Here is a 23,164-nt window from a genome sequence, read left to right on the forward strand (position 1 = left end):
CAGGATATGGCCACCCAAAAGGAAGCTTACGATATCGCTGTGATCGGTGGCGGGAACGCTGCTCTATGCGCCGCGATGACCGCCGCCGAAGCCGGTGCCCGCGTTCTGATACTGGAAACCGCGCCAAAACCCTATCGCGGAGGAAACTCGCGCCATACGCGCAATTTTCGCTGCATGCATGGTGGCCCTTTGGGCCCGTTGATCGAAGAGTATAGCGAAGACGAATATCTCGCGGACTTGATGAAGGTCACCGGCGGCAAAACTGACGAGCATCTGGCCCGCCTCGCGATCCGCACTTCCGAGGAATGCCTGCCATGGATGGAAGAGCACGGTGTCAGGTTTCAACCCTCTCTTTCCGGAACACTTTCTTTGGCGCGGACAAATGCCTTTTTTATGGGAGGCGGGAAGTCTCTGGTGAATGCTTATTACCGAACTGCGGCGGGTTTGGGTATCGATGTTTTGTATGAAGCCGCCGTCACGCATTTGGAGCTGAACGGGGATCGGATCGAATGGGTCGACTATACCTATGAAGGTCAAAACCACCGGATAATGCCAAAGGCAGTCATCGTCGCCTCGGGCGGGTTTCAGGCCGATACGGATTGGCTGACCCGTGCATGGGGTGAGCCTGCAAAAAACTTTCTGATCCGAGGCACTCCTTATAACCGAGGCGTGGTCCTAGCTGATCTTCTGGATCAAGGCGTCGAGAGTGTTGGCGACCCGACCCAATGCCACGCCGTTGCTATCGATGGGCGTGCACCGAAATTTGACGGTGGTATTGTCACCCGTCTGGATTGTGTGCCGTTTTCGATCGTCGTGAACAAGGATGCCGAGCGCTTCTACGATGAGGGCGAGGATGTCTGGCCCAAGCGCTATGCAATCTGGGGGCGCTTGGTGGCAGCCCAACCAGATCAAGTTGGCTATGTGGTCATCGACGCCAATTCGTTGAATCTGTTCATGCCGTCGGTGTTTCCACCGCTGAAGGCAGATACGTTGGAAGAACTGGCCGGGATGATGGGCCTGCCTGCCGAAAAGTTGGCCGCAACAATCGCTGAATTCAACGCCGCCTGCGGAGACACCAGCGCCTTTCATCCGACAGAGCTGGACGGCGTTTCAACATCTGGCTTGAACCCGCCCAAGACCAACTGGGCGCGTCCGATCACCGAGCCGCCATTTTACGGTTATTCGCTGCGTACGGGCGTAACCTTCACCTATTTGGGCCTCAAAGTCGACGATGCCGCGCAATGTTCGAGCGCCGACGGCAAGATCAAAAACATGTGGGCGGCTGGCGAAACCATGGCGGGCTCGATCCTTGGGCAAGGCTATCTAGCCGGTTTCGGCATGACCATCGGAACCGTCTTTGGACGCATCGCAGGACGTGAGGCCGCCGCTTATGCAAATTGAATTGATACAGGAAGCCCGCCGTCAGGCTGAAATTTGCAACGCCTGCCGCTATTGCGAGGGCTATTGCTCGGTCTTTCCGTCGCTTCATGCGGAACGCGCGTTCTCGGATGGGGACGTCACGCAACTGGCCAACCTGTGCCACAACTGCCGCGGCTGCTACTACGCCTGCCAGTACACAGCCCCGCACGAGTTCGACCTGAATTTGCCGAAGGCTCTGGCCGAGGTACGGAGGGACAGCTGGGAAAGCTTCGCATGGCCGCAGCCGCTGGCGCGCCGATTTCACACCCATGGCGGGGCGATTGCGCTGGCACTTGTGGTCGGATTTGCCCTGTTGTTCTGGGCAATTCGCGCGATAGGTTCCAGCGGAGGGGACGGGTTTTATGCCGTTCTGTCGCATAATGCGATGGTTGCGATTTTTGCTCCGGCATTCTTGTTGCCACTCTTTAGCATTGCCATCAGCCTAAGGCGCTATTGGGCCGAGGTGGGGGGAAAACCCATCAAAATGGCGGACCTGCTGGCCGCCTTCAAACGAGCGGGCAAAATGCAGGATCTTGCCGCAGGTCATGGTGAAGGCTGTAATTTTGAAGACGAAGACCGGTTCAGTCAGGCGCGACGTCATATTCACCACGCGATCATGTATGGCTTCCTGCTTTGCTTCGCGTCGACCTCGATTGCAACGGTTATGCATTATGGCTTTGGAATGCATGCGCCGTACGGGTTCTGGTCTTTGCCCAAACTATTCGGAATCTCCGGCGGTGTATTGTTGACAGTGGGTTGCTGCGCCATGGTAATTCTCAAGCAAAGGTCCGATCGTAATCTAGGTGATGCTTCGGCATGGGGCGGCGATATCGGTTTCATCCTGTTGCTGGGATTCGTCGGTTTTAGCGGACTTGCTCTTTACGCTTTCGGATCAACGGCTTTGATGCCCGCGTTGCTTGCTGTTCATCTTGGATCGGTCCTGACATTCTTCCTGCTAACGCCCTACACCAAGATGGCCCACGGTTTCTATCGGCTTGCTGCTCTTATCAAGGATGCGCAACGGAAAAGAGATAGTTACTAGGCTGCGGCGACCCTGTCGCCCCTTGGGAAGCGGTGGAAAAGTAAAGTTAAATCGCAGCTTGAGGTCTGACTTTGGGATCAGACAGGGCGGTCCCATCTTGGTGTCGTTGAAGCAAATTGCCCTCCTGTATGTAGAGCGCAATCACGATCATGATTCAGCCTAGCGACCGGCACCTCTAGATCGCGCAGCCCGGGCCGATAATGGCCCGGGCCACTCCCAGTTTGCTTTAGCTGGCCAGGCCGCAGGAGGAAGAGTCGCTGTTGTTGGTGGTGTCTGTCTCCGTCACACCATCGGCCGGATTGGCATTGACGGTGATCTTGAAGGGGATCTGCTCGCCACCTTTGACCTCGTCCGGGAATTCGAGCGATAGTGTGGTCTCATCCCCGTTTGGCCCCAGTGCCGGTGTCGGCAGATCGACCACCACGCCGCTCTGGAAGAAATCGACCCGCGTGGTCGAAGGCCCGGCAGCCCCTGCACCAATGTTACGCACGATGATCCTCAACTTGCGCGGCTCCTCACAATACCAAGCCGGGAAGGGTGGCGGGCCGGGAGGGAAGGGCTGCACCGGGATCAGGTCCGGCTTGTCCTCGGGTGGAGGCGGCGGCGGAGGTGGCGGTGGCGGGGGCGGTACCTTTTTGATCAGCCGAGGCACGACTGGTTCGACATCGATGGTTTCCACTTCGCCTTCACCATGGGCAGCGGTGTATACCGCGACCACGTCCAGCGGTGTTTCGCTGTCGATAAAGACAAACCCTTTCAAGAAACAGCATTCGGCCACCCGCAGGTGTCGTGCCACATCTTCGCAATCGATCTCCATCGATTCCCAGGGACCGAGTTTGTTCTTCGTTCTGGCCGAGACATTACCCGGTTTTTCGTTTGGCAAGGCCGACGACACCCGTTTACGAAAACGCACAGCATCTCCGCTGCCGTTTCCGATGTTGATTGCTGTGTGATAGCGGCCCTGGGACAAAATGCGGCCCTTGGAACAGCCGCAGACGAACTTGACAGCGTAACGATAGGTCATCTTCGGTTCTTCCTCCTCGCAGCAATCGATGTCATCTTCGGCACGGTTAACCTCCATTCGGCGAAGGGCGACGTTGTTGTCACCAAGTGCCAGTCGATCGACAGGCAGACTGCCTGCGATCGTCTCGACATTGCTGCGGTCTTCTTGCGTATCCACGCTGGCAAGAATGTATTCCTCGCACAGGTCCTCGGGGCACCATGGGATCGGGCCGACGATCACTTCGTCGCCACAATGCACTGATTGGCCGATAGGTTCGCCTACGATCAGCGGATCCCAGTCATCCGGCCATGTGGTGCCCTTGCCTTCGGTCGCGCGGGCTAATGACAAAGTCACTGATTGGGCTGGGTAGTTGCCGCGATTGCCGATCCGGACATACAGATAATTCTCGACGCAGCGGTGCGGAGTCTCGTGGTCGGTGCCGCCGTCAGGACGGTGCCGATTCCAGATGCCGGGAGCATTGTTGCCCGGTTGGTGCCAAGGGTATTCACCCTGTCGTCCGTCATCAATGAAGACGTCAACATCAGGCGGGGATCCGTTGTAGAGCGCCTGTTTCTCAAAGCCCCAGCGTACCACTTTGTGTGCCCAGCCTCCGGCTGCACCGTCGAATTGAGCAGTGTTCTCGTCTGATTCCTGCAAGGCGCGGGAAAAACCTTCGACTGTGTTGGGCACGATCCCGGCCAAAAGCGGCACCGCCTGCAGGATCAGATAGATCGTGTAGCGGCTGGCATGCAGCCTGTCGTCCAGTTCTGTGGAATCACCTCCGAGAGATCGATAGATTCGGCCCAAAGTAGTGGCATTGATCTCGGTCGACCGATATCCGCCCACGTCCATCGTGCCACCCCAGCCCCAACCCGAGGCGACCGACCGGTCCCATCGCCGGGTGATTAGGTTGCTGAAGGGGAAGGTACGGAAACGATCCGGCGCAATACCTTGAGGATCGTAAAGTATTGCCGCCAGCGCGTCACCAAAGCCATGACAAAAGCCGAAATTGGGCCAATTGAGATGATCCCATAGCACCGCGTGCCCGAATTCATGCGCCGATACGCGCGAGTCTGTGGCCATGCCGACTGTGGAGCCATTTGCCGCAAGCGCATAACGAAAGCGTAGCACACCATTGCCTATGGCATTGCCTGGCGCCTGAGCATTCACCGGTCCTGCAATGGGATTGAACCAGCGGTGATCAACATCCACTGGGAAGGTCACCCCGTCGAAATAGCTGGGCAGATCGAAGCCCAAAGACTGGACGAAGCGATACAGGAAATCATGGTTGTAGTACGCACAGACCGCCGCGAAATCGTCGCTGTCGGCGGGATAATCAAAGATCGATGCGGCACCGGCGTTTTCAGTCGGTGGGGCGATGTTTGGTGTGTCGAGATCCCGTACCGCCACCAATTCGCCGCTTAGTTCCACCGGTGCGCCACCGCCCGGTAATATCAACCGTTCCAGCGCCACCAGTTCGCGTTGCGCATCCAAAAGCGCAACCGGGGCCGTCGGATCAAGCTCTGAATCTCCTGAAAGTGATATCGGGTCGTCTGTGAAGACGTAACCCGAAACACACCCCACCAATGGCCGGATGTAAAGCACCGCGCCGGTTTCCCAATCGACCAATGCTCGCCAGTTCAGCTCTCCGTAGTCGGGAATTTTGCAGCCAAAATGCACAAGGCTTACGAAACGCCATTCGCCGTCCTTGATGCCCTTTGGTACACGACCGATCTCTGGCAGCGGGGTTAACTCGACCCCTTCGATCTCGCCCGGTTCTTTGTGTGGCAGGCGATGTTCTGCGTCGTAGCGATAGACAAAGTCCCGGGTGTCATTAACCTTGAATTTTGTGAACTTGGCCCCTTTCACAGCTTCGCGCAGAACCGTGCCAGCTTGTTTGTCGCGGCCAGCGGGCGGAGTAGGGGCGTTGCTGAGTTCGATATCGGCAGCAACACTTGAGGACGAACCGGTGACCACATTGTCTGGGCCGGCCATGCGCAGTGTCAGACCGCGCTCCCAGACCGGGATGCCGTGATGTGTCTGACGAAATGTGTAGACCAGAAAGGACTGTACTGCCTTGGCTTCTTCCAGCCGCAGCTTGCTGCCCTCCTCGCGATTATACTTGCCTGAAACACTCTCGCCGAGCCTGTCAAGAAAATCAGGCTTTATCCGGTAAAGCCCCGCCACTTCGGCGGCATAAGCCTGCGCCACATCCAGCGCACTGGTTCCTTTAGAACGCCCTCCAAGAGGGTCGCCATGATGCTGAAGTCCAATGATCGCGCCGTCTGGCGCGCGTTCAAATACTGTTTCGGGCATGTCTGCCTCCGTTCAAAATCATTCTAAAACGCTGGGCCAGAAGCCCTGGATCGCCCGGCCGAACGGCAGAAAAAAGAACTTGTTGTAATAAAAAAGAATAACGAAGCGCGATGGCCGGAGAGACCCAGCGGCGATCCTGCCAACAAAGCTATCGTAGCATTTATTGCCGATTCCCGCAAAAATCTGCCAGCTAAGCCTGAAGGCACGATCACCTTTGTTTTGCTATCGCCGCTCACCCGAGGCTCTCGGTCAAGGCGGAGCTGTAGCTGTAGATATGTAACGGTTAGCGCCGTACAACTGGCATCGAATTTGCAACGCCATCACGGATGTAATCACTGTGTTGCTGAAGAAGAGGGTCATCAGACTAGGAAGCCATGAATATCCTCTACGCGGACATTCTCATTGATGGCCTAGAATGGTGCGACCGGATTTTCGGGAAATACCGTCCTGTCGCACCGCTACATTGCCTGACCAGTCGTTCGCGACAACGTTTGGCATTTTGGGCGCTATTAGAAATGGTGGCGCGGAATTGCGAGCGCGGCGAGATGAGTTTTCCGCATTCCTGTTGCATAAGCTACATCAGCTCTGTTTGGGCATACCCAAGCAACCATCTTGGGTTGGAGCACAAAGATGGTAACCTGATCTGCAAGACGATTGCAGGAGAAATGCCATGAACAATTCGTCGCAGCTTTGGGGCACCATGTCAGTGCGCGATCACCTTCGACCGAGCGCTTTCGTCGCCGAGTTGGTGCTTTTCGAGACACTGGTGATCCCCCGGCCACCGCAAGGAGCGACCTGGCCTGCAAAATGGAACCCGGTGCGCCAGGACAAGATACTAAGCTGGATTCCCAAAGATCGTTTGATGGAGGTTTCCTGGGACAACGCGCACCACATGGAGTGGAAAAAACGAAAGATCGCTACGGACGCCGAAATGGATGTGGCCGATCTTCAGCAACAGCCCGGATTCGAAGCAGCGCAAAAGGAAGAGGATTTCGATGCGCCTGCGTTTCACCTAACGCGTCGGGTTCTTCAGGATTTCGTGGATGCCAAACGGAACCGGGCGCTAATCAAGGGAATACCTCTCACCGAGGTCGCAGTTATCCCGGCCTATGATGGCCCTCAGGCTTTCCTTGATGACACTCCAGAGCAGGAACCTTTGCTGCGCTCGTTTGGTTGGGAATTTCTGGTTCCACATCACGAAACTGCTGAGGGCAAGACACGCTCTCATCAAGACCAGATCAAGGCCGCGCTTGATCTTTGCGCAATGCCTGAGGTGCAGGAACACCGCAACGCCTTGCGTGCCTGGACATCGGTCGAAGCTTTGAGAGGAACCAGCAAACAAGAGGCGCGCGAGCGCATGGAGACGCTGGTTAAGGCCTACGCAAAGGCTGTTGCAGCCACCAAAATACCAGTCAGATTGAAATGGGGCGCGGGCATCGCTGAATTCATTGGTGCGATCGCAGCTCTGTCCATCAATCCTGCCTTCGCACTGCTCGGACCGGCGATCAAATTGGGCGAAACAGCAGTCGAGCCCCGTGTTGAAAAGGCGGCAAAGATTCCCGATGCCATAAAACCCGCAGGATTAATCCATGCCATGCGAGAAGAGTTCACAAATGCTCAGGTCGCACACCTGAACTTTGACGACGCTCAACGGACCAGGATCGAAGATCACTGGCCCCATGGTTCCCCATATCTGTTCCTTTAGCGGATGATGAGAATCCCATCATCAGCATAAAGGCATACGCATTGGGCGTAATCACTGGTCAGTTGCGATAGCTCGAAACAGAAGAATTGGACTGATTGACCAGTTTGAAATGCGACCAATCAAACGTGATATTAAAGACAACGTTCCAAAGCATCGCTGCCAAGGAGAAGAACACCCCAAGCATCAATGATTTCTGCGCGTCGATATGTGTGATTAGCGGAAGTAGTAGGGCAATACTTATAAGCGCAAAGATCTCGAACAACACCGCGTGCACAATCCGACCGGCAAAGCTCATGAAAGTTCTCCTCAATTCATGTCGTTGGGCAAGTAACGGTCTGTTGTTGCGATCCATAAAGCTGATTACCATACTGATGATAGATAGATGGAAAGAGGGTTCTGATGCGCGCGTCATTCGAGCAGTTGGCGGCGTTCGTTACCACCCACAACGAAGGATCCTTTTCCGCCGCAGCCAGAAAAATGCAACAAAGCACAATCGGTGATCAGCACTTTGGTCGCCAATCTGGAGGTCGATCTGGATGTCGAGCTTTTAGATCGCAGCTTAAGATATCCCTCGCTTACCAAAGCAGGAGAGGCGTTGATCTCGCCGGCCGAAATTCTGTTGGAACGGCGCAGCCGTTTTCTAGCGGTCGCAGATGCCTTATCCATGACATTGGAAAACCGCGTTACCCTCGCCATGGCGCCGCACATCAAACTGGCCAATCTGGGAGAGATCATTCGCAGCTTCAGTGAAGAATTTCCTTCTGTCGATGTGGAGATACGTGCCTTTACTGCCGCTGAGATTCAGCGATTGATCGTCGATGGTGTGGTGGATTTGGGGGTTATTCTGGAACCTGAGAGCATCCCCCAGGCACTAGACTTTTGCTCATTGGGCACGCTCAGGCTGGTGTGTGTCAGCCATCCCGAAGGTCCGCTTGCTCAAATGTCGTCAGTCTCTTGGGAAGAATTGCGACTACATCTTCAGATATTATTGAAGGAAGCCGATAATCCCAACAGCACTATCCTTAAGGCATCGTCGTCTATTTGGCAGGTCAGCACTGCATCGGAAGCCATTGATCTTGTGCAGGCCGGCCTAGGGTGGTCGGCGCTGCCATTGCACGCGGTGGACGTCTTTGTTCAGATCGGAGCGTTAAAAATCCTGCCACTGCAATTCGAGACCAAGAACTACGCCGAACGCTCGGTGGATATGATCTGGTCTTTCGAAAGGCCTATAGGTCGAGCGACGGTAAGGCTTAAGGAGTTGCTCGCTGAAAAAGCCGTTATTCAAAATTCCAACGTGACTTAAGCCTCATTTCGAAGCTCCTCGGCGAATGAGGTAATGGTGTGTTTTGGCGCTCCAAGAATCCCACGGGTTTCTCTGTCCACTTGCTCTTCCCGCAACTGTTGCACAAACGTCAAAACGTGTTCGATGAAAACGGCCTGCTCTTCCGGCAGCCCCATTTCATCAAGAGCATCCATGGGTAACTCAACCACCTCCGCCTCGGGGGCGAAAGAAGCGAGAAATTCTTTGGCCGCTTCGGTATACGTGACGGCCTGTTGACCCTGCACGGCAAATTCCATGTTTTTGGCAGCATCGTTACCGATGGCATTGTGGACGAGTTCTGCAAGATCGCTGGAATTGGTGAACCAGATTGGATGAATGTGATTTCCGATTACGGCCAATTGATTGTCCATCAATAGCTTGGGCAATGAATCCAAAAAGAAGGAGCAAAAGAAAAGAGTATAAGGAATGCCAGATGCTTTGATGGCATTGATCCCGCCCGTGCGTATCGCGTTGGTGCCATAGGCCATGCCCTCGGTCGAAAACTGCGGATAAGCGTAGTCGACCCCTGCAATTTGCATGATGTGCTGAACATCGACCTCTTTTGCTGCCGCGATAATGTTAATTACGCCTTCCCGCTCTGTGTGGAATGGTGCGGTGGTGTCCAGAGATTCGGTATTCAGCGTAATGTACAGCGTCTCAGTGCCGTGAAGGGCTGATCTCAGGCTGGCCAAGTCCGACACGTCGCCCTGGATAAGCCGAACCTGCGTGGGAAGCATTGATTTTGCCGCCTCAGGATCACGCACGATGGCAGTTACTTCTGCACCTTTCTCAACAAGTTTCGCGGTCACGCGATGCCCCAAATGGCCTGTGGCACCGATGATTGTGATCTTCTTGGTCATAGTGGCATCTCCTGTGTTCTGCCACGCTTCGACAAGTCAGGATGCGATGTGTTTAGTTATGATCTATCTAGATGATAGATACTATTCACAGGGCGATAAGACGAAACCAGCAGCGCCATCGCGTTAGTATCGGTCACTAAACTCTTGAACATCCGTTCCGACCAATGCAGCGCGCCGGAAGTCAAAAGAAAGACCTCGGGAACAACGATCCATTCCCCAATCCAGACGCCACCCGATCGTTCATGCTCATGATGGGTCAGTTCACCTATTTGTCCGGCCCGTTGGCGTCCCAGCCGAGCGACGGCCTCCCCAAATTCCGATGCGCGTTGATTTCGTTTGTGGGCCATCGCTGAAGACGATCCTTTGCCAGGTTCATGAACTTCGGCGAATTCACCGATGTCGGATGATGACAGTTGATTGACGTTGTGGGCGATTTTGCACAGCGTCCCGCAAAGCGAGCCAAGGGCGGTGACGATGTCAGCGATACCGTCACGAGCGTTCTGCCAGTGCGGTTCGACGACGTTCAGACCGAGTGAATGAGCAACATCCTGTTTAATCTGGCGACCAATGCCATTTTCATATCCGCGCAAGTCTCCGACGGGGCCACCAATCTGAACATTCAATCCACGTTTTGCTGCCTCTTGAAGTGCCTCAGACCGCCGACCCAGTTCAGATCTCCAGACTTCAAGCTTCGTCGCAAGACGAATGGGCACAGCATGCTGACCATTGGTTCTTCCCATCATCATTGTGTCTGGATGGGCGGAAACATGATGAGCGATCGCAGCCATGACATCGCCGAGGGTGCTTTGTATTTGCTCAAGCCCCAGTTTCATCTGCATCGCCAACGCCGTGTCCATCACATCCTGCGTGGTCGTACGATAGTGCACATGGGCCGAGTGTTCTGGCAATAGTTGGCGCAACTGTTTGGCCAGTCCTACGATGGGGCGGCCAACAAACATCATCTCTTTCCGCAATTCCTCATGGTTCAGATCGCAGATCGAAATCTCCTCAATTGCCTCAGCAGCCTCAATCGGGATTAGACCAGCCGCAGCTTGATGCGCCGCAAGAACCTGTTCGACCTTAAGCCAGGCGGATATCGTGGCGTGTTCAGACCAGATCGACCGCATATGGGCGCTGGAAAAGCAATCTCGGTAGATACTGTATTCAAGCATCTTCGAGCCCTCCACGAGAGATGCGGCGTTCCTTGACGATAACTCGGATTCGGAACGCCATGGCAGCAAAGCCGACGATGATGAACGCAAGAGCTATGGGGCGTTCGACAAATATCAGTGCGCCGCCTTCGGACATCAGTAGGGATTGGCGAAAGGTTTCCTCGGCACCCTTAGCCAGCACGAAGGAAATTACGAACGCTGCAACGTTGAAGTCGTATTTCCGCATCAGCCAGCCGGCGAACCCCGCTACGGTCATGACGGTTACGTCAAACATCGATCCACGGGCTGAATAGGCCGCCACAAACGCGGTTAGGAAGATCAGTGGATACAGCACATTGGTCGGAATCTTCAGGATCAGGCGGGCAACTCGTGTGGCGCCGAAGTAACCGATCAAGCCATAAGCCAGAATACCCAGCATGCCGCATGCAAAAAGTTTGTACACCAGCTCCTTATCCGTCAGGAATAAGGTCGGACCAACCTGAATGCCGTGGATCAGGAAAACGCCCAGCAATATTGCCCCGATGGTCGAACCTGGAATGCCCAGCGTCAGCAATGGAGCCATTGATGGACCGGACACAGCATTATTGGCAGCCTCAGGTGCGGCAACGCCTTCTAGTGCCCCCTTGCCCCACATCTCGGAGTTGTTTGCGCGGCGTTTGCCTTCTCCATAAGAGATGAACGCCGCGATCGCCGATCCCAGGCCGGGCAATACTCCGATGCCTGCGCCGATGAACCCACCACGCAATGCGTGCGGAAGACAGGGTTTGTATTCCGCCCAGGTCAGACTGTTGCCATCCGCTGTGGTTTCATTCTCTTTGGTCTCTCCGGTAGCCTTGCGGCGGGATTCTAGCTGCGCGAATACTTCGCCCAATACAAAAACACCTATCATCAGGGGTACCAAGCCGATGCCATTGGATAGATCGAACGATCCGAATGTATAGCGCTCTTCGCTCGAAATCGGGTCCAGCCCGACCATGGCGATCAGGATGCCCATCAAGGCCGATGCCAGACCCTTGACGATGGAAGTGCCAATGACAGAACCTATTACGACAAAAGCGGCAAAGTAGATGGCGAAAGTCTCAGGCGGGCCGAGTTTCAGTGCGACGGCCGCAATGAAACCTACACCGATGACCAGCAGGACATCCCCCATCAGGTCGCCGATGACGGACGAGATTGTCGCCACTTTCATAGCTTTTCCTGCTTTGCCCGCTCGTGCCAACGGATAGCCATCGATCTGAGTCGCTGCACTGGCCGCTGTTCCGGGTGTGTTGAACAGGATTGCTGCGATCGAGCCGCCGTACCGACCGGACTTGCCGATCACATACAGAAATGCCAACGCAAAGATCGGCGACATATAAAAGGTGATTGGAAGCAACATCGCGATAGCCGCAGAGGCAGTCAGGCCAGGTGTCGCACCAACCACCATCCCAACCGCCGCTGCAAGTACGATGGCAAAGAGCAATGTAGGGTCAGTCACCACCGACAGAAGTGCAGGAAAGATCTCCATGATGTTTTACCCCTGAATCCAGCTGAGAAGGTCGAAAACTTCGCCATATGGCGGGTACACACCCAGCAGGACAAAAAAGATGAGATGGAAGACCAGCGGGCAAAGAACGATCGACAAAACCAATCCGATCCGACTGCGTACGCCGAAAATGTAGAGGACGATCGGCGTCACGATCGCAGTCGGCAGCAGGTAGCCGAACCAGCGGAACGACTGCTGGTACAGCATAGCGATGATAAACAGACCTATGATCTGTAAAGTCGCGTTGCTGTCTTGATCGTCACTTGTATCACCCGCCGTCTGGCGCGTTGCGCTCAACACCATAACACCGGACAGAGCAAGTAGAGCGAGAGCGGCGGAGAATGGCACAATCCCGGCCCATGTATCGCCCGGAGATGCGGCCGGTACTTGCCAGGCCTCCCAGATTGCAAAGATTGAGATGAGGGCAAGCACCAGACCTTCTGCATAGGCACGCATGTCTTTCCTCCGAGATATCAACATGAACAAGGGGGTCGGGTGACCATTGTTCACCCGACCATGAGGACATTAGTTGGTCAGGCTTTGGACCAAGGGAGTGGCGTCCTCTTTCATTGCGGATAGGGTTGTTTTTGCGTCCGCTCCATTCTGGTAGACCGGGCCGGTTCCGCGTGAGGCAAGGAGTTCCGCAAATTCTGGCTTGGCGGCAATTTCTTCCAGCGCGGTCTCCAACGCAGCAATCACTTCTACCGGTGTGCCCTTAGGTGCAAAGACGATCACTGGGGATGATACTGCAGCGAATGGAATGCCCAGCTCACCAAACGAGGGGACATCAGTCATGATCCCATCCCGCTCCTGACTGTTGACGGCCAGTGCCCTCAACTGCTCTTGAAAACCAGCAAGTTGCTGAACGCCAAGGAACCCGAAATCAGCCTGCTCGCCGATCAGGGCAGCCCGGGTCGGCCCGCCGCCTTTGAAGGGCACATCCTGGGCGTCAATCCCGTTACTGGCCAGAAAGCCCAACCCACCGACGTGGTGGAATCCACCACGCCCCGAGTGTGCCCAACGCAGCTCGCCGGGATTGGCCTTGGCCGCGTCAATTAAATCCTGAACGGTCTGATACGGACTTTTGACTGGTACCATAAGCGACGTCTGCAATTGTCCTACCTGAGCGACAAAATCGAAGCTCTCCAATGCATCAATGTCAGTATCTCGGGTCATCGTCGACAAAAGGAACGATCCTCCGGATGTCATCATCAGAGTATACCCGTCGGGCCGTGCGCCAACCACCGCATTGGCCCCATTCAGGCCGCCCGACCCCGGCTTGTTGACCACAACAACGGGCACATCCAGCGTGCCTTCCGCTGCGGCCGAGATGGCGCGGGCATAGGCGTCAGTACCGCCCCCGGCCTTGTAGGGAACAACCAGGTTGATTGGTCGTTTTGGCCAATCCGCTGCAAAGGTTGCGGTGGCAGTCGTGGTGACGGCTATGGCGGCAATAACAGCACCAAGAAGCGTTCTGCGTTTCATGAGTAACCTCCCAAATTCGCTTGGGATCAAATTACGCGAAAACATCAATTGTAAAAAATGCAAATATGTTATCTACTCTTGCAAAAATTGAAAGTATGGATTGATGAACATCAAGGCCCTACGCGCCTTTCGCGCAACATTGTCCGAAGGCTCGCTAGTTGCCGCATCCGAGATTCTGCACCTTAGCCAGCCTGCGATCAGCCGCTTGATTTCGGGGCTCGAGGCCGAACTCAAGCTGACGCTGTTTGACCGCAGCGGCCGCAATCTGACCCCGACACCCGAAGGGTTGGCGTTCTACCGCGAGGCAGGCCGCATCCTGGACAACCTTGATGAAGTTCCTCGGATCGCTGCCGAAATCCGGGCAGGTCGCACGGAAACTCTGAGGATTGTAACCATGCCCCGAATTGCGCAGTCGCTGTCAGCCCCGGCCGTAGCGCGATTCATGAAGGCCAGCCCCGGCACCAATATCAACCTTGATGTCCGGGCAAGACGTGAAGCGGGGAAATGGTTGGCCGGACGAGAATACGATATCGGTATTGGTGCTTTGCCCGTCGATCATCCGGGCATTGTCACTAAACCTTTGTTGAGAGTGAGAGCACAAGCGGTCTTACCATTGGATCATCCTCTTTCTATCCGAGAAGAAATTACGGCGAGTGATCTCGCGGAAGAAACTATCATACGCTTGATGCACGGTCTGTTGTTGCGCGACCAGTTGGACGATATTTTTCACTCTGCTGGTGTCACACCAAAGCAAACTTGCGAAGTGGCAGCATCTCAACTCGCGTGCTCGCTTGTTGCAGAGGGTGCTGGTGTAACTGTTGCGGACGAGTTGGTCGTCGCCCAAACCAATTCGGACAAACTAGCACTTGTACCGGTGACGCCTGAACGCTGGATGACGTTTGGCCTGCTTTACCCGATCGTGGATGCGAAGTCCGATGCCTTGCTTTCATTCGAAAATGAGTTGTTTGGCGTGGTCAACGCGTTGGCTCAACTAAGCCCGACGCTTGAACGTGTTCAATGACCCTGTCTGCCGGATTCCATGTTTCGACAGATTGGGACTTACGGGAAAGATGTAATGATTGCAGTTTTCTACCCATTATTTCCCATCAGTCAGCTCATTGCTGCCTACCGTGGCGTAACTAAAACTATGAGGTGGTTGAACAAATCAGACATTGCTGCAAGGTGCGATACTGTCTGCAAGAAGACTGCTCACAGCAAACGAAGGACTTTGAAACTTCGGCAGCACCTGACTTCAGCCGCTCATTTCGACCAGAAAATCGATCATAGAGCGGGTCTTTGCGGGTAGGTTGTCGCGGCTGGCATAGATCACATGGACTCCGATAGAAGGCGGGCTGAAATCGGGTAAGATCGCCACCAATGCCCCGGCATCCAGTTCAGCCTGACAAGAAAGCTGAGGCAGACGTGTAATCCCACGACCAGCAAGGGCCAGCACCTTTTCGGTATGACCATCGTTGCATCGAATACGAGGAGCGATTGGAACCGCGATTGCCTCACCATCTGGTCCTGGGTAGGTCCAGTTTTGGGTGGCCCCGTGAAACGAAAAATCAATTAGTTGATGCCCCTTTAGGTCATCGGGGTGGCGGGGCGTGCCGTTTCGTTTCAGATAGGCGGGGGAAGCCAGTGTAAGGCCTTGTGTGCGAAAAAGTTCGCGTGCAATCAAATCGGACGGAGGCAAATCACCGATGCGCACCAGCAGATCGATGCCTTCACCGATCATGTCGGCCAGGCGCTCGGATATGTCAATGTTCAGATCAACTTCGGGGTATCGCTGCAGAAATTCGGGCAACCGATCGTTCAGCCATCCATGTGCAAAAACCACAGGAACGCTCATCCGAAGCTCTCCAAAGGGTCTGTCGCCGATGGAATGCAACCTGTTTTGACGGCGCGGGCGTCATCCACAATCCGGCGGGCGTTTTCATAGTATATGCGCCCGGATTCCGTCAGGCTGATCCGACGCGTGGTCCGATTCAATAACCGGGCGCCAAGCCGGGCCTCAAGCCGTCCGATTTCTTTACTGACATGGCTAGGCGTATGGCCCAGCAGTTTTGCGGCGGCACTCATGCCTTCCTGTTCCACTACTGTGCAGAACAGAACCATGCCGTCGAACAAATCCTTATTATGATCCATTTGGAATAAATTACCTTCCAGATGAGCTATTAAGCATCAACACAAGTATAGTTACATTGGTTGCAGTGTAATGAAAGGCCAAACCATGTTGGATATAAGAAACTTCGATCACATTGGCATCCGCATCAGCGACCGCGATACATCAGTCGCCTTCTATGAGTTGCTGGGATTCGAGTTGATCGCGGATGGCGGCTATGACCATGGCCATCCGTTGGTGATGCTGCATCCGTCCGGGATCAACATCAACCTGTTAGGCCCCGCTACAGCTAAAGCTGGTGAAAACGTCTTGATGGATGAGGTCGAGAAGTTTCCCGGCATCACGCACCTAGCCGTCAAGGTAAGGGACGCCGAAGCAACCGAGGCCTTTGTTACCGAACGCAGCATAGCCATAACAGGCCGTCGAGAATTTCGCGGTACCAAGACAATTTTCATCCGCGATCCGGATCGTAATGTCCTGGAACTTGTTGGTCCCGGACCATCTGTCGCGCAACTGATCGCCGAGCATGTGCACGGTTGAACCCCCTTCATTAATGGAGATGCTCCCATGACCACTTTCATCAAACCGTTCGCCGCAGCCCTGAGCTTGACGATCAGCGCCGTAGCACTCCCAGCAACCGCAGAAATACCTATGATCAAAACAGTGGATGGTGTCGCAACATACCCAGACGGCTATCAAGGCACGCCTGTCCGAGCCGCAGATAATGACCCGTTTCTGTCACCGACCAACTCGGTGCTGATCCTTATCGACTACCAGCCGCCGATTTTGGCTGGGGTTAAGAATATCAACCACGAAGAGCTGATCAACAATACCACGGGTCTGATAAAGACCGCCGTGATCTACGACATCCCGATCATATTCAGCCATGTAGCCGTAGGATTGAACGGCTATGATCCTATGATCGAAGATTTGCGCGAACTGGCCCCGAACGCGGTATTTGTTGACCGGACCAATGTGAACGCTTGGGAAGAGCCTGAATTTGTAGCTGCAGTTGAAGCAACGGGCCGAAAGAAGCTGATAATGGGCGGTCTTTGGACGGATGTATGTCTGGCTTATCCCGCGATTGAGGCCGAGTTGGCCGGATATGACGTCTACGTTCCGGAAGATGCCGTTGGATCGATCACTCAGACCAGCCACGCAAACGGCATGCGCCGCATGATCGAGGCTGGTGTTGAACCTATAACATGGAATGTGGTTCCAGCCGAACTGCAACGCGACCACGCGCGCACCGATAAACTGCAGGCCGTCACTCGCGTTTTTATGGAGCATCTTTTCAAAGTTGACCCGGACTCAACCTGGTAAATTCAACATCTGTCAGGGGCTTCGGTCCCTGACGACGAATTCTGCTTGAAATCAGGCTTTGCCTGTTTGCACTTGAGCAATTTCTAGAAAGCCGGCGTCTGTTACTATGGGGAACCTGATTGGGACAGCTCCCCGCTGCTGATTGCGGTTCAGCAACAACTTGTCCTTCCGGGCGCAAACACCAAAATCGAGAACAGCCCGAACCCACCATTTGCTTGAGGTTGCCATTGTGACGGTTGGGTCCGTCAAATCAGGCATTCGCGACATTGGCAATTTAATGGTCCGAACTCACACCATAGGCAATTTTGCGCACCCTCGGGGCTGTATTCTATGTTGGCTGAATGGCGGAAACAGCTGAGCCTTCCACAGTTACTCGATGCATCAGGCGTCGAAATCCGTGATAGTCGTTGATGGCCTTGTGCCATGTCGCTCGGTTGTCCCACATGGTGATGTCTCCAGTCCGCCATCGGACGCGGCATTGGAATTCAGGTTGTTTGCAATGATCATAGAGCATGTCAAGGATTGCATCAGACTCCTCACGAGAGAGGCCCTCGATATGCGTGGTAAACACCGGGTTCACGAATAATCCGCGACGCCCACTCAAGGGATGCGTGATGACTACTGGATGGCGCGCGTCTTGAACGGCGTTTTCTGCGTTGCTCAGACGCCCGCTCGTTGCAGCCTCGCTTTCTTGCGCAGCTGCACCAAAGACATGCCGCGATGAATGAATGGCTGTAAGCCCATGCAGAAACTGGCGCACCGGCACGGACAGTGCGTCATAGGCTGCGCCCATTGAAACAAAAAGCGTGTCCCCGCCGTATGGCGGCATTTCGATGGCATGGAGAATAGAACCCATGGCGGGTTCTTGATCGTACGAATGGTCGGTATGCCATCCTTCGCCGACCGCTTCTCTTTGATCCTTTTCCTTAAGCACCATGGCGATCTCAGGATGGCCATCGACAGGTCTGAAGAATCGATTGACATTGATCGGACCGAAGCGACGGGCAAATTCCAGGTGATCGTCTGGGCTGACCTGCTGATCTCTGACGACGATCACAGAGTACTTTGCAAACGCGGCGTGAATATCTTCAAACTGGGTACTGTCGCGGATGTCAGCATCCATGATCTCAGCTCCCAAACCGCCTGTCAGTGGTCTTATGTCCATTATTCTGCTCCTTGCTCTAGTGGCGGAAGTTTAAGGGTGGCCAATGATCGGAGAAACTGAACTATCTGGACACAGTTTTGTTGGTGCTGCGTAAAACCTGCATCTGAACTGGCTCGATCATTTCGTGTACAGTGCGCTGGTTCAGCATAAGTGCGTTTACGTTGTTCAAACTTAACCTTCGATAACATCGGTCCCCGCATTTCGATCAACCTGCACTACGGATAAGCCTGCCTCTTACTGCAGCGCTAGCACGTTGGTCAGACGAATGCTATTTGCGCGGTCAAATGGACTTTGGCGAGCAAGGATTAGGAAGCTTGCAATTGATGCTCCTTTGCGAAATTTATGGCTGTTTCACTGATCATGGCTGAATGGGTGTGGATCGCTTTGGTGCTGGATCCGGATGATGCCCAGAGGTCTCAAAACTCTGATGTTTCTTATGCAGAAAGGGGTAGGTGATTTGTCGGCAGCGCAAAGGCTCTTTCATGTGCCGTAGTTTTTTGACGGGCTCATTGGGCTTTGAACGGTTTTAAGCTTTCTTGAAACTGTTCGATGAATTCGAGTGTCACTAGTGACGGTTGTTTCAATATTGGGCGCACAAGCGATAGTGTATGAGGAAGCAATGGCTTGAACGGCCTATAGCTCAATCCACGCGTTGAATACTGGACGGCGTCCAACTCGCTTACCACGGAAACTCCGACACCTTTTAGTGCCAACTCACAAGCTGCGGTGAACTGCCTGACTTCGATGTGGGAATTCAACTCTACGTTGGCGCTCTGAAACGCTTTGGAAAGCCGCACAAAAAAGTCGCTGTCGCGTCGTGTATGGATAATTTTAGCATCTGTAATATCCGCTGGTGTCACCTCAGAGAGGCTTTCCAATTCATGTCCGGTGGGAAACACGCAAACTGTGCGGACATTGATGTTTCTGCTTTCAACGGCCGGGTGACCGTTAAAGCTGTCCGTGATCCCGAAATCATACTGCTCACCTATCATCCACTCGAGAATCCGTTCCGGTCGGTCTGGTTCAATCGTCAGGGTGACGCCGGGACGATCCTGCAAAAACTTGGCGACGACATCGGGAAGATGACTTGTGGCGAACCCCGGTAAGCAAGCGACGCGGATGTGACCCGCTTTGCGCTGTGTGATGTCCTGACTGACATCCGAGATTTGCTTCATCAATTCCAGAACGCGCTCTACGCTGGGTTGCAGATATCGTACCTCCTGCGAGGGCACCAAGCGACCTTCGCGGCGATCAAAAAGCTGAAAGCCAAGTGATTTTTCCAAATCAGAAAGCAGTCTGCTGACTGCGGGCTGACTTATCCCAAGATCCGTTGCCGCAGCAGTGACCGACCCATTGGTGGAAACGGCCATGAGCGCTTCCAATTGCCGGATCCGCAAAGTTTGACTCATATTTTGAACCTGGTTCGTTGTTTCTCTGGTTGGTTTATAATGTAATGTTATGTTTTTCTCAAAAATTAAATGCTTGAATTATAAAATTGTAACGTTAACGTCGTGAAATCGTCATGTATGCTGATTACGCGTTGCGGTCGGTATTCAACGAAGCATCAACCCCTGATGCATGGGAGGAATCATGAAAAAGAATTTTCTAGGCGCTCTCGCCTTAACAACTGCTCTGTCGCCGGTGGCGGCTATGGCGCAAACCGAAATTCAGTTCTGGCATGCCTTCACCGGTCGACTAGGCGATCTTGTGAAGGCTCAGGTTGAAGAGTTCAATGCCAGCCAAGATGAGTTCACTGTAGTAGAAAGCCATAAAGGCAACTATTCGGAAACCTTGAATGCGGGTATTGCTGCTTTCCGAGCAGGTGAACAACCACATATCCTGATGGTTTTCGAAGTAGGCACGGCAACCATGATGTCGGCCGAAGGGGCTATCAAACCAGTGTATGAAGTGATGGCTGAAAGCGGTGCATCATTCGATCCTGATGCCTACATTGGTGCTGTCAAAGGCTACTATACGACCACTGACGGGGACATGCTGTCGCTGCCCTTCAACTCGTCCACACCCGTTCTCTGGGTCAATCGCGATGCTATGGAAGCGGCGGGTGTTGACCCTGACACGGATTTGTCGACCTGGGAAAAGGTTGGTGACGTTCTTGACCAGCTTAAGGCTGGGGGTGAAGACTGTCCGCTGGTCACTGCTTGGCAAAGCTGGATCCACCTTGAGAACCTTTCGGCCTATCACGACGTCCCATTCGCATCGAAGGACAATGGATTTGCCGGTCTTGATACCGAACTGATGTTGAATGGACCGACGCAGGTGGCGCACCTGACCGCGATGGGTGACTGGGCCAAAGATGGTAAATTCATCTATACCGGCCGCAGAAACGAAGGTGGCGCGAACTTCCGGGCAGGTGAATGCGCGCTATTCACCGAAAGTTCGGCAGGCTATGCCGGCATTAGCTCTGAGGCTGAGTTCGAATTCGACGTGCGCCCATTGCCCTATTGGGAGGCGGTCGTAAGCGAGCCGCAAAACACCATTATTGGTGGCGCTTCGCTTTGGGTGATGGAGGGTCACGATCCTGAAGAATACAAAGGTGTCGGTGAATTCCTGAGCTTCCTGTCGTCTTCGGACGTTCAGGCGAACTGGCACCAGAACACAGGGTATCTTCCAATCACCGCCGAAGCTGGCGTCGCGACCCGAAATGCTGGTTTCTATGAAGAAAACCCAGGTACTGACATTGCTGTCATACAGATGACCGCCAAAGAGCCGACTGCGAATTCGAAGGGTCTGCGTCTGGGGTCGTTTGACCAGATCCGCGGCATCATCGACGAAGAGCTCGAGGCTGTCTGGTCCGGTGAAAAGACCGCTCAGGAAGCAATGGACAGTGCGAAAGAACGCGGCGATGCCCTGCTGCGCCGGTTCGAGTCTGCCAATCAATAAGTCCTAATTCGATGCGGGCCTGTTTCGGGCCCGCATCTTCTTTATTCGGTGGTTTATCGGGATGGAAAAACGCGTCACCTTTCGCGGCTGGCTTCTGCCATTGGCTCTAATCGCCCCTCAGGTCATTATCTCCGCCGTTTTCTTTTTCTATCCGGCCGGGCAGGCGGTGTGGCAGTCCCTGTTCATTCCTGACCCATTTGGGCTGTCGTCCCAATTTGTTGGATTGGGTAACTTCGAGTTTCTGCTGAGCGACAAGTTCTATCGCGCATCTTTCGTGACGACGGCGGTGTTTTCAACGCTCGTAACACTGTGTTCAATGATCCCGGCGTTGTTTCTGGCGGTCATAGCGGACCGCCTGATCAAAGGATCGGGTGTTTACCGGACGCTGCTGATCTGGCCCTACGCCGTTGCCCCCGCTGTTGCAGGCGTGCTGTGGCTGTTCATGTTCAACACGCGTGTTGGTGTCGTGTCGTGGTACCTCGGCCAGCTTGGTTATGACTGGAACCACGTTCTGAACGGCACCGAGGCCATGGGCCTGGTGGTTGTAGCCTCAGCCTGGGGGCGTATCAGCTATAACTTCTTGTTCTTCTTCGCAGCGCTGCAGTCGGTCCCAAGATCGGTGATCGAGGCTGCGGCAATTGACGGCGCGCGCTTCTGGCGCCGGTTCTTCACAATCGTGCTGCCGCTTTTGTCGCCAACCGCGTTCTTCCTGTTAGTGGTGAATGTTGTCTATGCATTCTTTGAGACCTTTGGCGTCATCCACACGATCACTGGCGGTGGCCCACAGCAGGCGACGACCATTCTAGTCTACAAAGTCTTCTCGGATGGGTTCGTTGGACAAGATCTCGGTTCGTCCTCCGCTCAGTCCGTCATCCTGCTTATTGTCGTTGGTCTGCTGACCGTCATCCAATTCAAATACGTGGAAAAAAGGGTGCACTACTGATGGCAGCCCAACAACACGGAATGGTCGAAAAACGTGGCATGGGGATCTGGTTGACCCATGCCATGATGATCCTTGGCGTCTTAATCATCTTTTTCCCGATCTGGCTGGCGTTCGTGGCATCGACTGTCACCCAGCCGGAAATCGTGTCGCCGCCCATGCCCATTCTTCCCGGCGATCAATTCTGGGAAAACTATAAGGCCGCGCTGTTTTCCGGCGTAAACGTCCCGGTCGCCACAATGTTGTTCAACAGTCTTGTGATGGCCATCGGAATCGCAGTGGGCAAGATTATAATTTCGCTGCTGTCAGCTTTTGCGATCGTCTATTTCCGTTTTCCCGGGCGAACGACGTTCTTTTGGCTGATCTTCCTAACGCTGATGCTTCCGGTCGAGGTTCGTATTGTGCCGACGTTCGAAGTCGTCGCCGGGTTCGGCATGCTCAACAGCTACTATGGGCTGATCTTCCCCTTAATCGCCTCGGCCACGGCAACGTTCCTGTTCCGGCAGTTCTTTCTGACGATCCCGGATGAACTGGCCGAAGCTGCACGCGTCGATGGTGCCCGCCCGATGCGGTTCTTCATTGATATCGTGGTCCCCATGAGCCGAACGAATATCGCGGCGCTGTTCGTGATCCTTTTTATCTACGGGTGGAATCAATATCTCTGGCCGCTGCTCATCACTACCGATCCTGAAATGAACACCATCGTGATGGGTATCAAACAGATGTTCCCATCCGGCGACGACGTGGCGGAATGGCCGGTCATCATGGCCACTTCGATTTTGGCAATGATACCGCCGGTCATCGTAGTGGTGTCTATGCAAAAGCTCTTTGTCCGCGGCCTTGTCGATAGCGAGAAGTAAGA

General features: G+C 54.2%; 22 protein-coding genes. 11 read left to right on the forward strand and 11 right to left on the reverse strand.

All coding sequences use genetic code 11. The annotated features are described in order from the left end of the window. Nucleotides 1-6 precede the first annotated feature (6 nt). Nucleotides 7-1,401, forward strand: coding sequence for an FAD-dependent tricarballylate dehydrogenase TcuA (tcuA, locus tag ACR0BT_RS17775; protein ID WP_480763737.1), 1,395 nt, complete (start codon nt 7-9; stop codon nt 1,399-1,401). Then, the gene (gene tcuB / locus ACR0BT_RS17780; RefSeq protein WP_480763738.1) at nt 1,391-2,461 is read left to right on the forward strand and encodes a tricarballylate utilization 4Fe-4S protein TcuB; all 1,071 of its coding nucleotides are present in this window, start codon (nt 1,391-1,393) and stop codon (nt 2,459-2,461) included. The genes tcuA and tcuB overlap by 11 nt, the downstream gene beginning before the upstream one ends. Nucleotides 2,462-2,687: 226 nt before the next feature. On the opposite strand, the gene ACR0BT_RS17785 is transcribed toward tcuB, so the two are convergent. Beyond that, nucleotides 2,688-5,780 carry a hypothetical protein gene (locus ACR0BT_RS17785; RefSeq protein WP_480763739.1) on the reverse strand — a complete coding sequence of 1,031 codons (3,093 nt, stop codon included), beginning with the start codon at nt 5,778-5,780 and terminating at the stop codon, nt 2,688-2,690. 374 nt (nt 5,781-6,154) lie between these two features. On the opposite strand from ACR0BT_RS17785, the gene ACR0BT_RS17790 reads away from it, so the two are divergent. After that, the gene (locus ACR0BT_RS17790) at nt 6,155-6,454 is read left to right on the forward strand and encodes a hypothetical protein (RefSeq protein ID WP_480763740.1); all 300 of its coding nucleotides are present in this window, start codon (nt 6,155-6,157) and stop codon (nt 6,452-6,454) included. After that, on the forward strand, nt 6,451-7,485 hold the full coding sequence (locus ACR0BT_RS17795) for a hypothetical protein (protein WP_480763741.1): 1,035 nt from the start codon (nt 6,451-6,453) through the stop codon (nt 7,483-7,485). The genes ACR0BT_RS17790 and ACR0BT_RS17795 overlap by 4 nt, the downstream gene beginning before the upstream one ends. A gap of 58 nt (nt 7,486-7,543) precedes the next feature. On the opposite strand, the gene ACR0BT_RS17800 is transcribed toward ACR0BT_RS17795, so the two are convergent. Beyond that, entirely contained in the window at nt 7,544-7,780 is a 237-nt protein-coding gene (locus ACR0BT_RS17800; protein WP_480763742.1) for a chlorhexidine efflux transporter, read from the reverse strand. 201 nt (nt 7,781-7,981) lie between these two features. Between ACR0BT_RS17800 and ACR0BT_RS17805 the strand changes: the two genes are divergently transcribed. Beyond that, nucleotides 7,982-8,788 carry a LysR family transcriptional regulator gene (locus ACR0BT_RS17805; protein WP_480763744.1) on the forward strand — a complete coding sequence of 269 codons (807 nt, stop codon included), beginning with the start codon at nt 7,982-7,984 and terminating at the stop codon, nt 8,786-8,788. On the opposite strand, the gene ACR0BT_RS17810 is transcribed toward ACR0BT_RS17805, so the two are convergent. The 5 genes from ACR0BT_RS17810 to ACR0BT_RS17830 form a co-directional block, all read right to left on the reverse strand. Next, a complete protein-coding gene (locus tag ACR0BT_RS17810; RefSeq protein WP_170625055.1) occupies nt 8,785-9,666 on the reverse strand; it encodes an NmrA family NAD(P)-binding protein in 882 nt (293 codons plus the stop codon). The two genes, ACR0BT_RS17805 and ACR0BT_RS17810, sit on opposite strands and share 4 nt — an antisense overlap. Nucleotides 9,667-9,722: 56 nt before the next feature. Next, nucleotides 9,723-10,838, reverse strand: a complete 1,116-nt coding sequence (locus ACR0BT_RS17815; RefSeq protein ID WP_480763745.1) for a lyase family protein — start codon at nt 10,836-10,838, stop codon at nt 9,723-9,725. After that, nucleotides 10,831-12,345, reverse strand: a complete 1,515-nt coding sequence (locus tag ACR0BT_RS17820; protein WP_223116974.1) for a tripartite tricarboxylate transporter permease — start codon at nt 12,343-12,345, stop codon at nt 10,831-10,833. Before ACR0BT_RS17820 ends, ACR0BT_RS17815 begins: the two co-directional genes overlap by 8 nt. A gap of 6 nt (nt 12,346-12,351) precedes the next feature. Then, nucleotides 12,352-12,819, reverse strand: a complete 468-nt coding sequence (locus ACR0BT_RS17825; RefSeq protein WP_480752226.1) for a tripartite tricarboxylate transporter TctB family protein — start codon at nt 12,817-12,819, stop codon at nt 12,352-12,354. A gap of 69 nt (nt 12,820-12,888) precedes the next feature. Beyond that, nucleotides 12,889-13,848 carry a tripartite tricarboxylate transporter substrate binding protein gene (locus ACR0BT_RS17830; RefSeq protein WP_170392720.1) on the reverse strand — a complete coding sequence of 320 codons (960 nt, stop codon included), beginning with the start codon at nt 13,846-13,848 and terminating at the stop codon, nt 12,889-12,891. A 103-nt stretch (nt 13,849-13,951) separates the two neighbouring features. Here ACR0BT_RS17830 and ACR0BT_RS17835 point away from each other — a divergent pair, with 103 nt between their 5' ends. Beyond that, a complete protein-coding gene (locus ACR0BT_RS17835; protein WP_170392719.1) occupies nt 13,952-14,869 on the forward strand; it encodes a LysR family transcriptional regulator in 918 nt (305 codons plus the stop codon). A 231-nt stretch (nt 14,870-15,100) separates the two neighbouring features. Here ACR0BT_RS17835 and ACR0BT_RS17840 read toward each other — a convergent pair whose 3' ends face one another. Both ACR0BT_RS17840 and ACR0BT_RS17845 read right to left on the reverse strand, forming a co-directional pair. Further along, a complete protein-coding gene (locus ACR0BT_RS17840; RefSeq protein WP_480763746.1) occupies nt 15,101-15,700 on the reverse strand; it encodes a substrate binding domain-containing protein in 600 nt (199 codons plus the stop codon). Next, nucleotides 15,697-15,996 carry a LysR family transcriptional regulator gene (locus ACR0BT_RS17845; RefSeq protein ID WP_480763747.1) on the reverse strand — a complete coding sequence of 100 codons (300 nt, stop codon included), beginning with the start codon at nt 15,994-15,996 and terminating at the stop codon, nt 15,697-15,699. The genes ACR0BT_RS17840 and ACR0BT_RS17845 overlap by 4 nt, the downstream gene beginning before the upstream one ends. A 70-nt stretch (nt 15,997-16,066) precedes the next feature. On the opposite strand from ACR0BT_RS17845, the gene ACR0BT_RS17850 reads away from it, so the two are divergent. Then, nucleotides 16,067-16,513: a VOC family protein gene (locus tag ACR0BT_RS17850; protein ID WP_170425024.1), complete on the forward strand. Its 447-nt coding sequence runs from the start codon at nt 16,067-16,069 to the stop codon at nt 16,511-16,513. 27 nt (nt 16,514-16,540) lie between these two features. After that, nucleotides 16,541-17,296 (forward strand): isochorismatase family protein, encoded by a 756-nt coding sequence (locus tag ACR0BT_RS17855; protein WP_480763748.1) that lies wholly within the window; start codon nt 16,541-16,543, stop codon nt 17,294-17,296. Between the two features lie 328 nt (nt 17,297-17,624). Here the strand turns inward: ACR0BT_RS17855 and ACR0BT_RS17860 are convergent, their stop codons facing one another. After that, nucleotides 17,625-18,461, reverse strand: coding sequence for a TauD/TfdA dioxygenase family protein (locus tag ACR0BT_RS17860; protein ID WP_480763749.1), 837 nt, complete (start codon nt 18,459-18,461; stop codon nt 17,625-17,627). A gap of 506 nt (nt 18,462-18,967) precedes the next feature. After that, nucleotides 18,968-19,870 carry a LysR substrate-binding domain-containing protein gene (locus ACR0BT_RS17865; RefSeq protein ID WP_480763750.1) on the reverse strand — a complete coding sequence of 301 codons (903 nt, stop codon included), beginning with the start codon at nt 19,868-19,870 and terminating at the stop codon, nt 18,968-18,970. 181 nt (nt 19,871-20,051) lie between these two features. On the opposite strand from ACR0BT_RS17865, the gene ugpB reads away from it, so the two are divergent. The 3 genes from ugpB (at nt 20,052) to ugpE (ending at nt 23,162) form a co-directional block, all read left to right on the forward strand. Continuing rightward, nucleotides 20,052-21,362: a sn-glycerol-3-phosphate ABC transporter substrate-binding protein UgpB gene (gene ugpB, locus ACR0BT_RS17870; RefSeq protein WP_170392713.1), complete on the forward strand. Its 1,311-nt coding sequence runs from the start codon at nt 20,052-20,054 to the stop codon at nt 21,360-21,362. A 61-nt stretch (nt 21,363-21,423) separates the two neighbouring features. Next, nucleotides 21,424-22,305 (forward strand): sn-glycerol-3-phosphate ABC transporter permease UgpA, encoded by an 882-nt coding sequence (ugpA, locus tag ACR0BT_RS17875; protein ID WP_155150415.1) that lies wholly within the window; start codon nt 21,424-21,426, stop codon nt 22,303-22,305. 20 nt (nt 22,306-22,325) lie between these two features. Then, entirely contained in the window at nt 22,326-23,162 is an 837-nt protein-coding gene (gene ugpE / locus ACR0BT_RS17880) for a sn-glycerol-3-phosphate ABC transporter permease UgpE (protein ID WP_170392936.1), read from the forward strand. The last annotated feature ends 2 nt before the right edge of the window (nt 23,163-23,164 follow it).

It is taken from the genome of Ruegeria sp. CJ6, assembly GCF_056536665.1.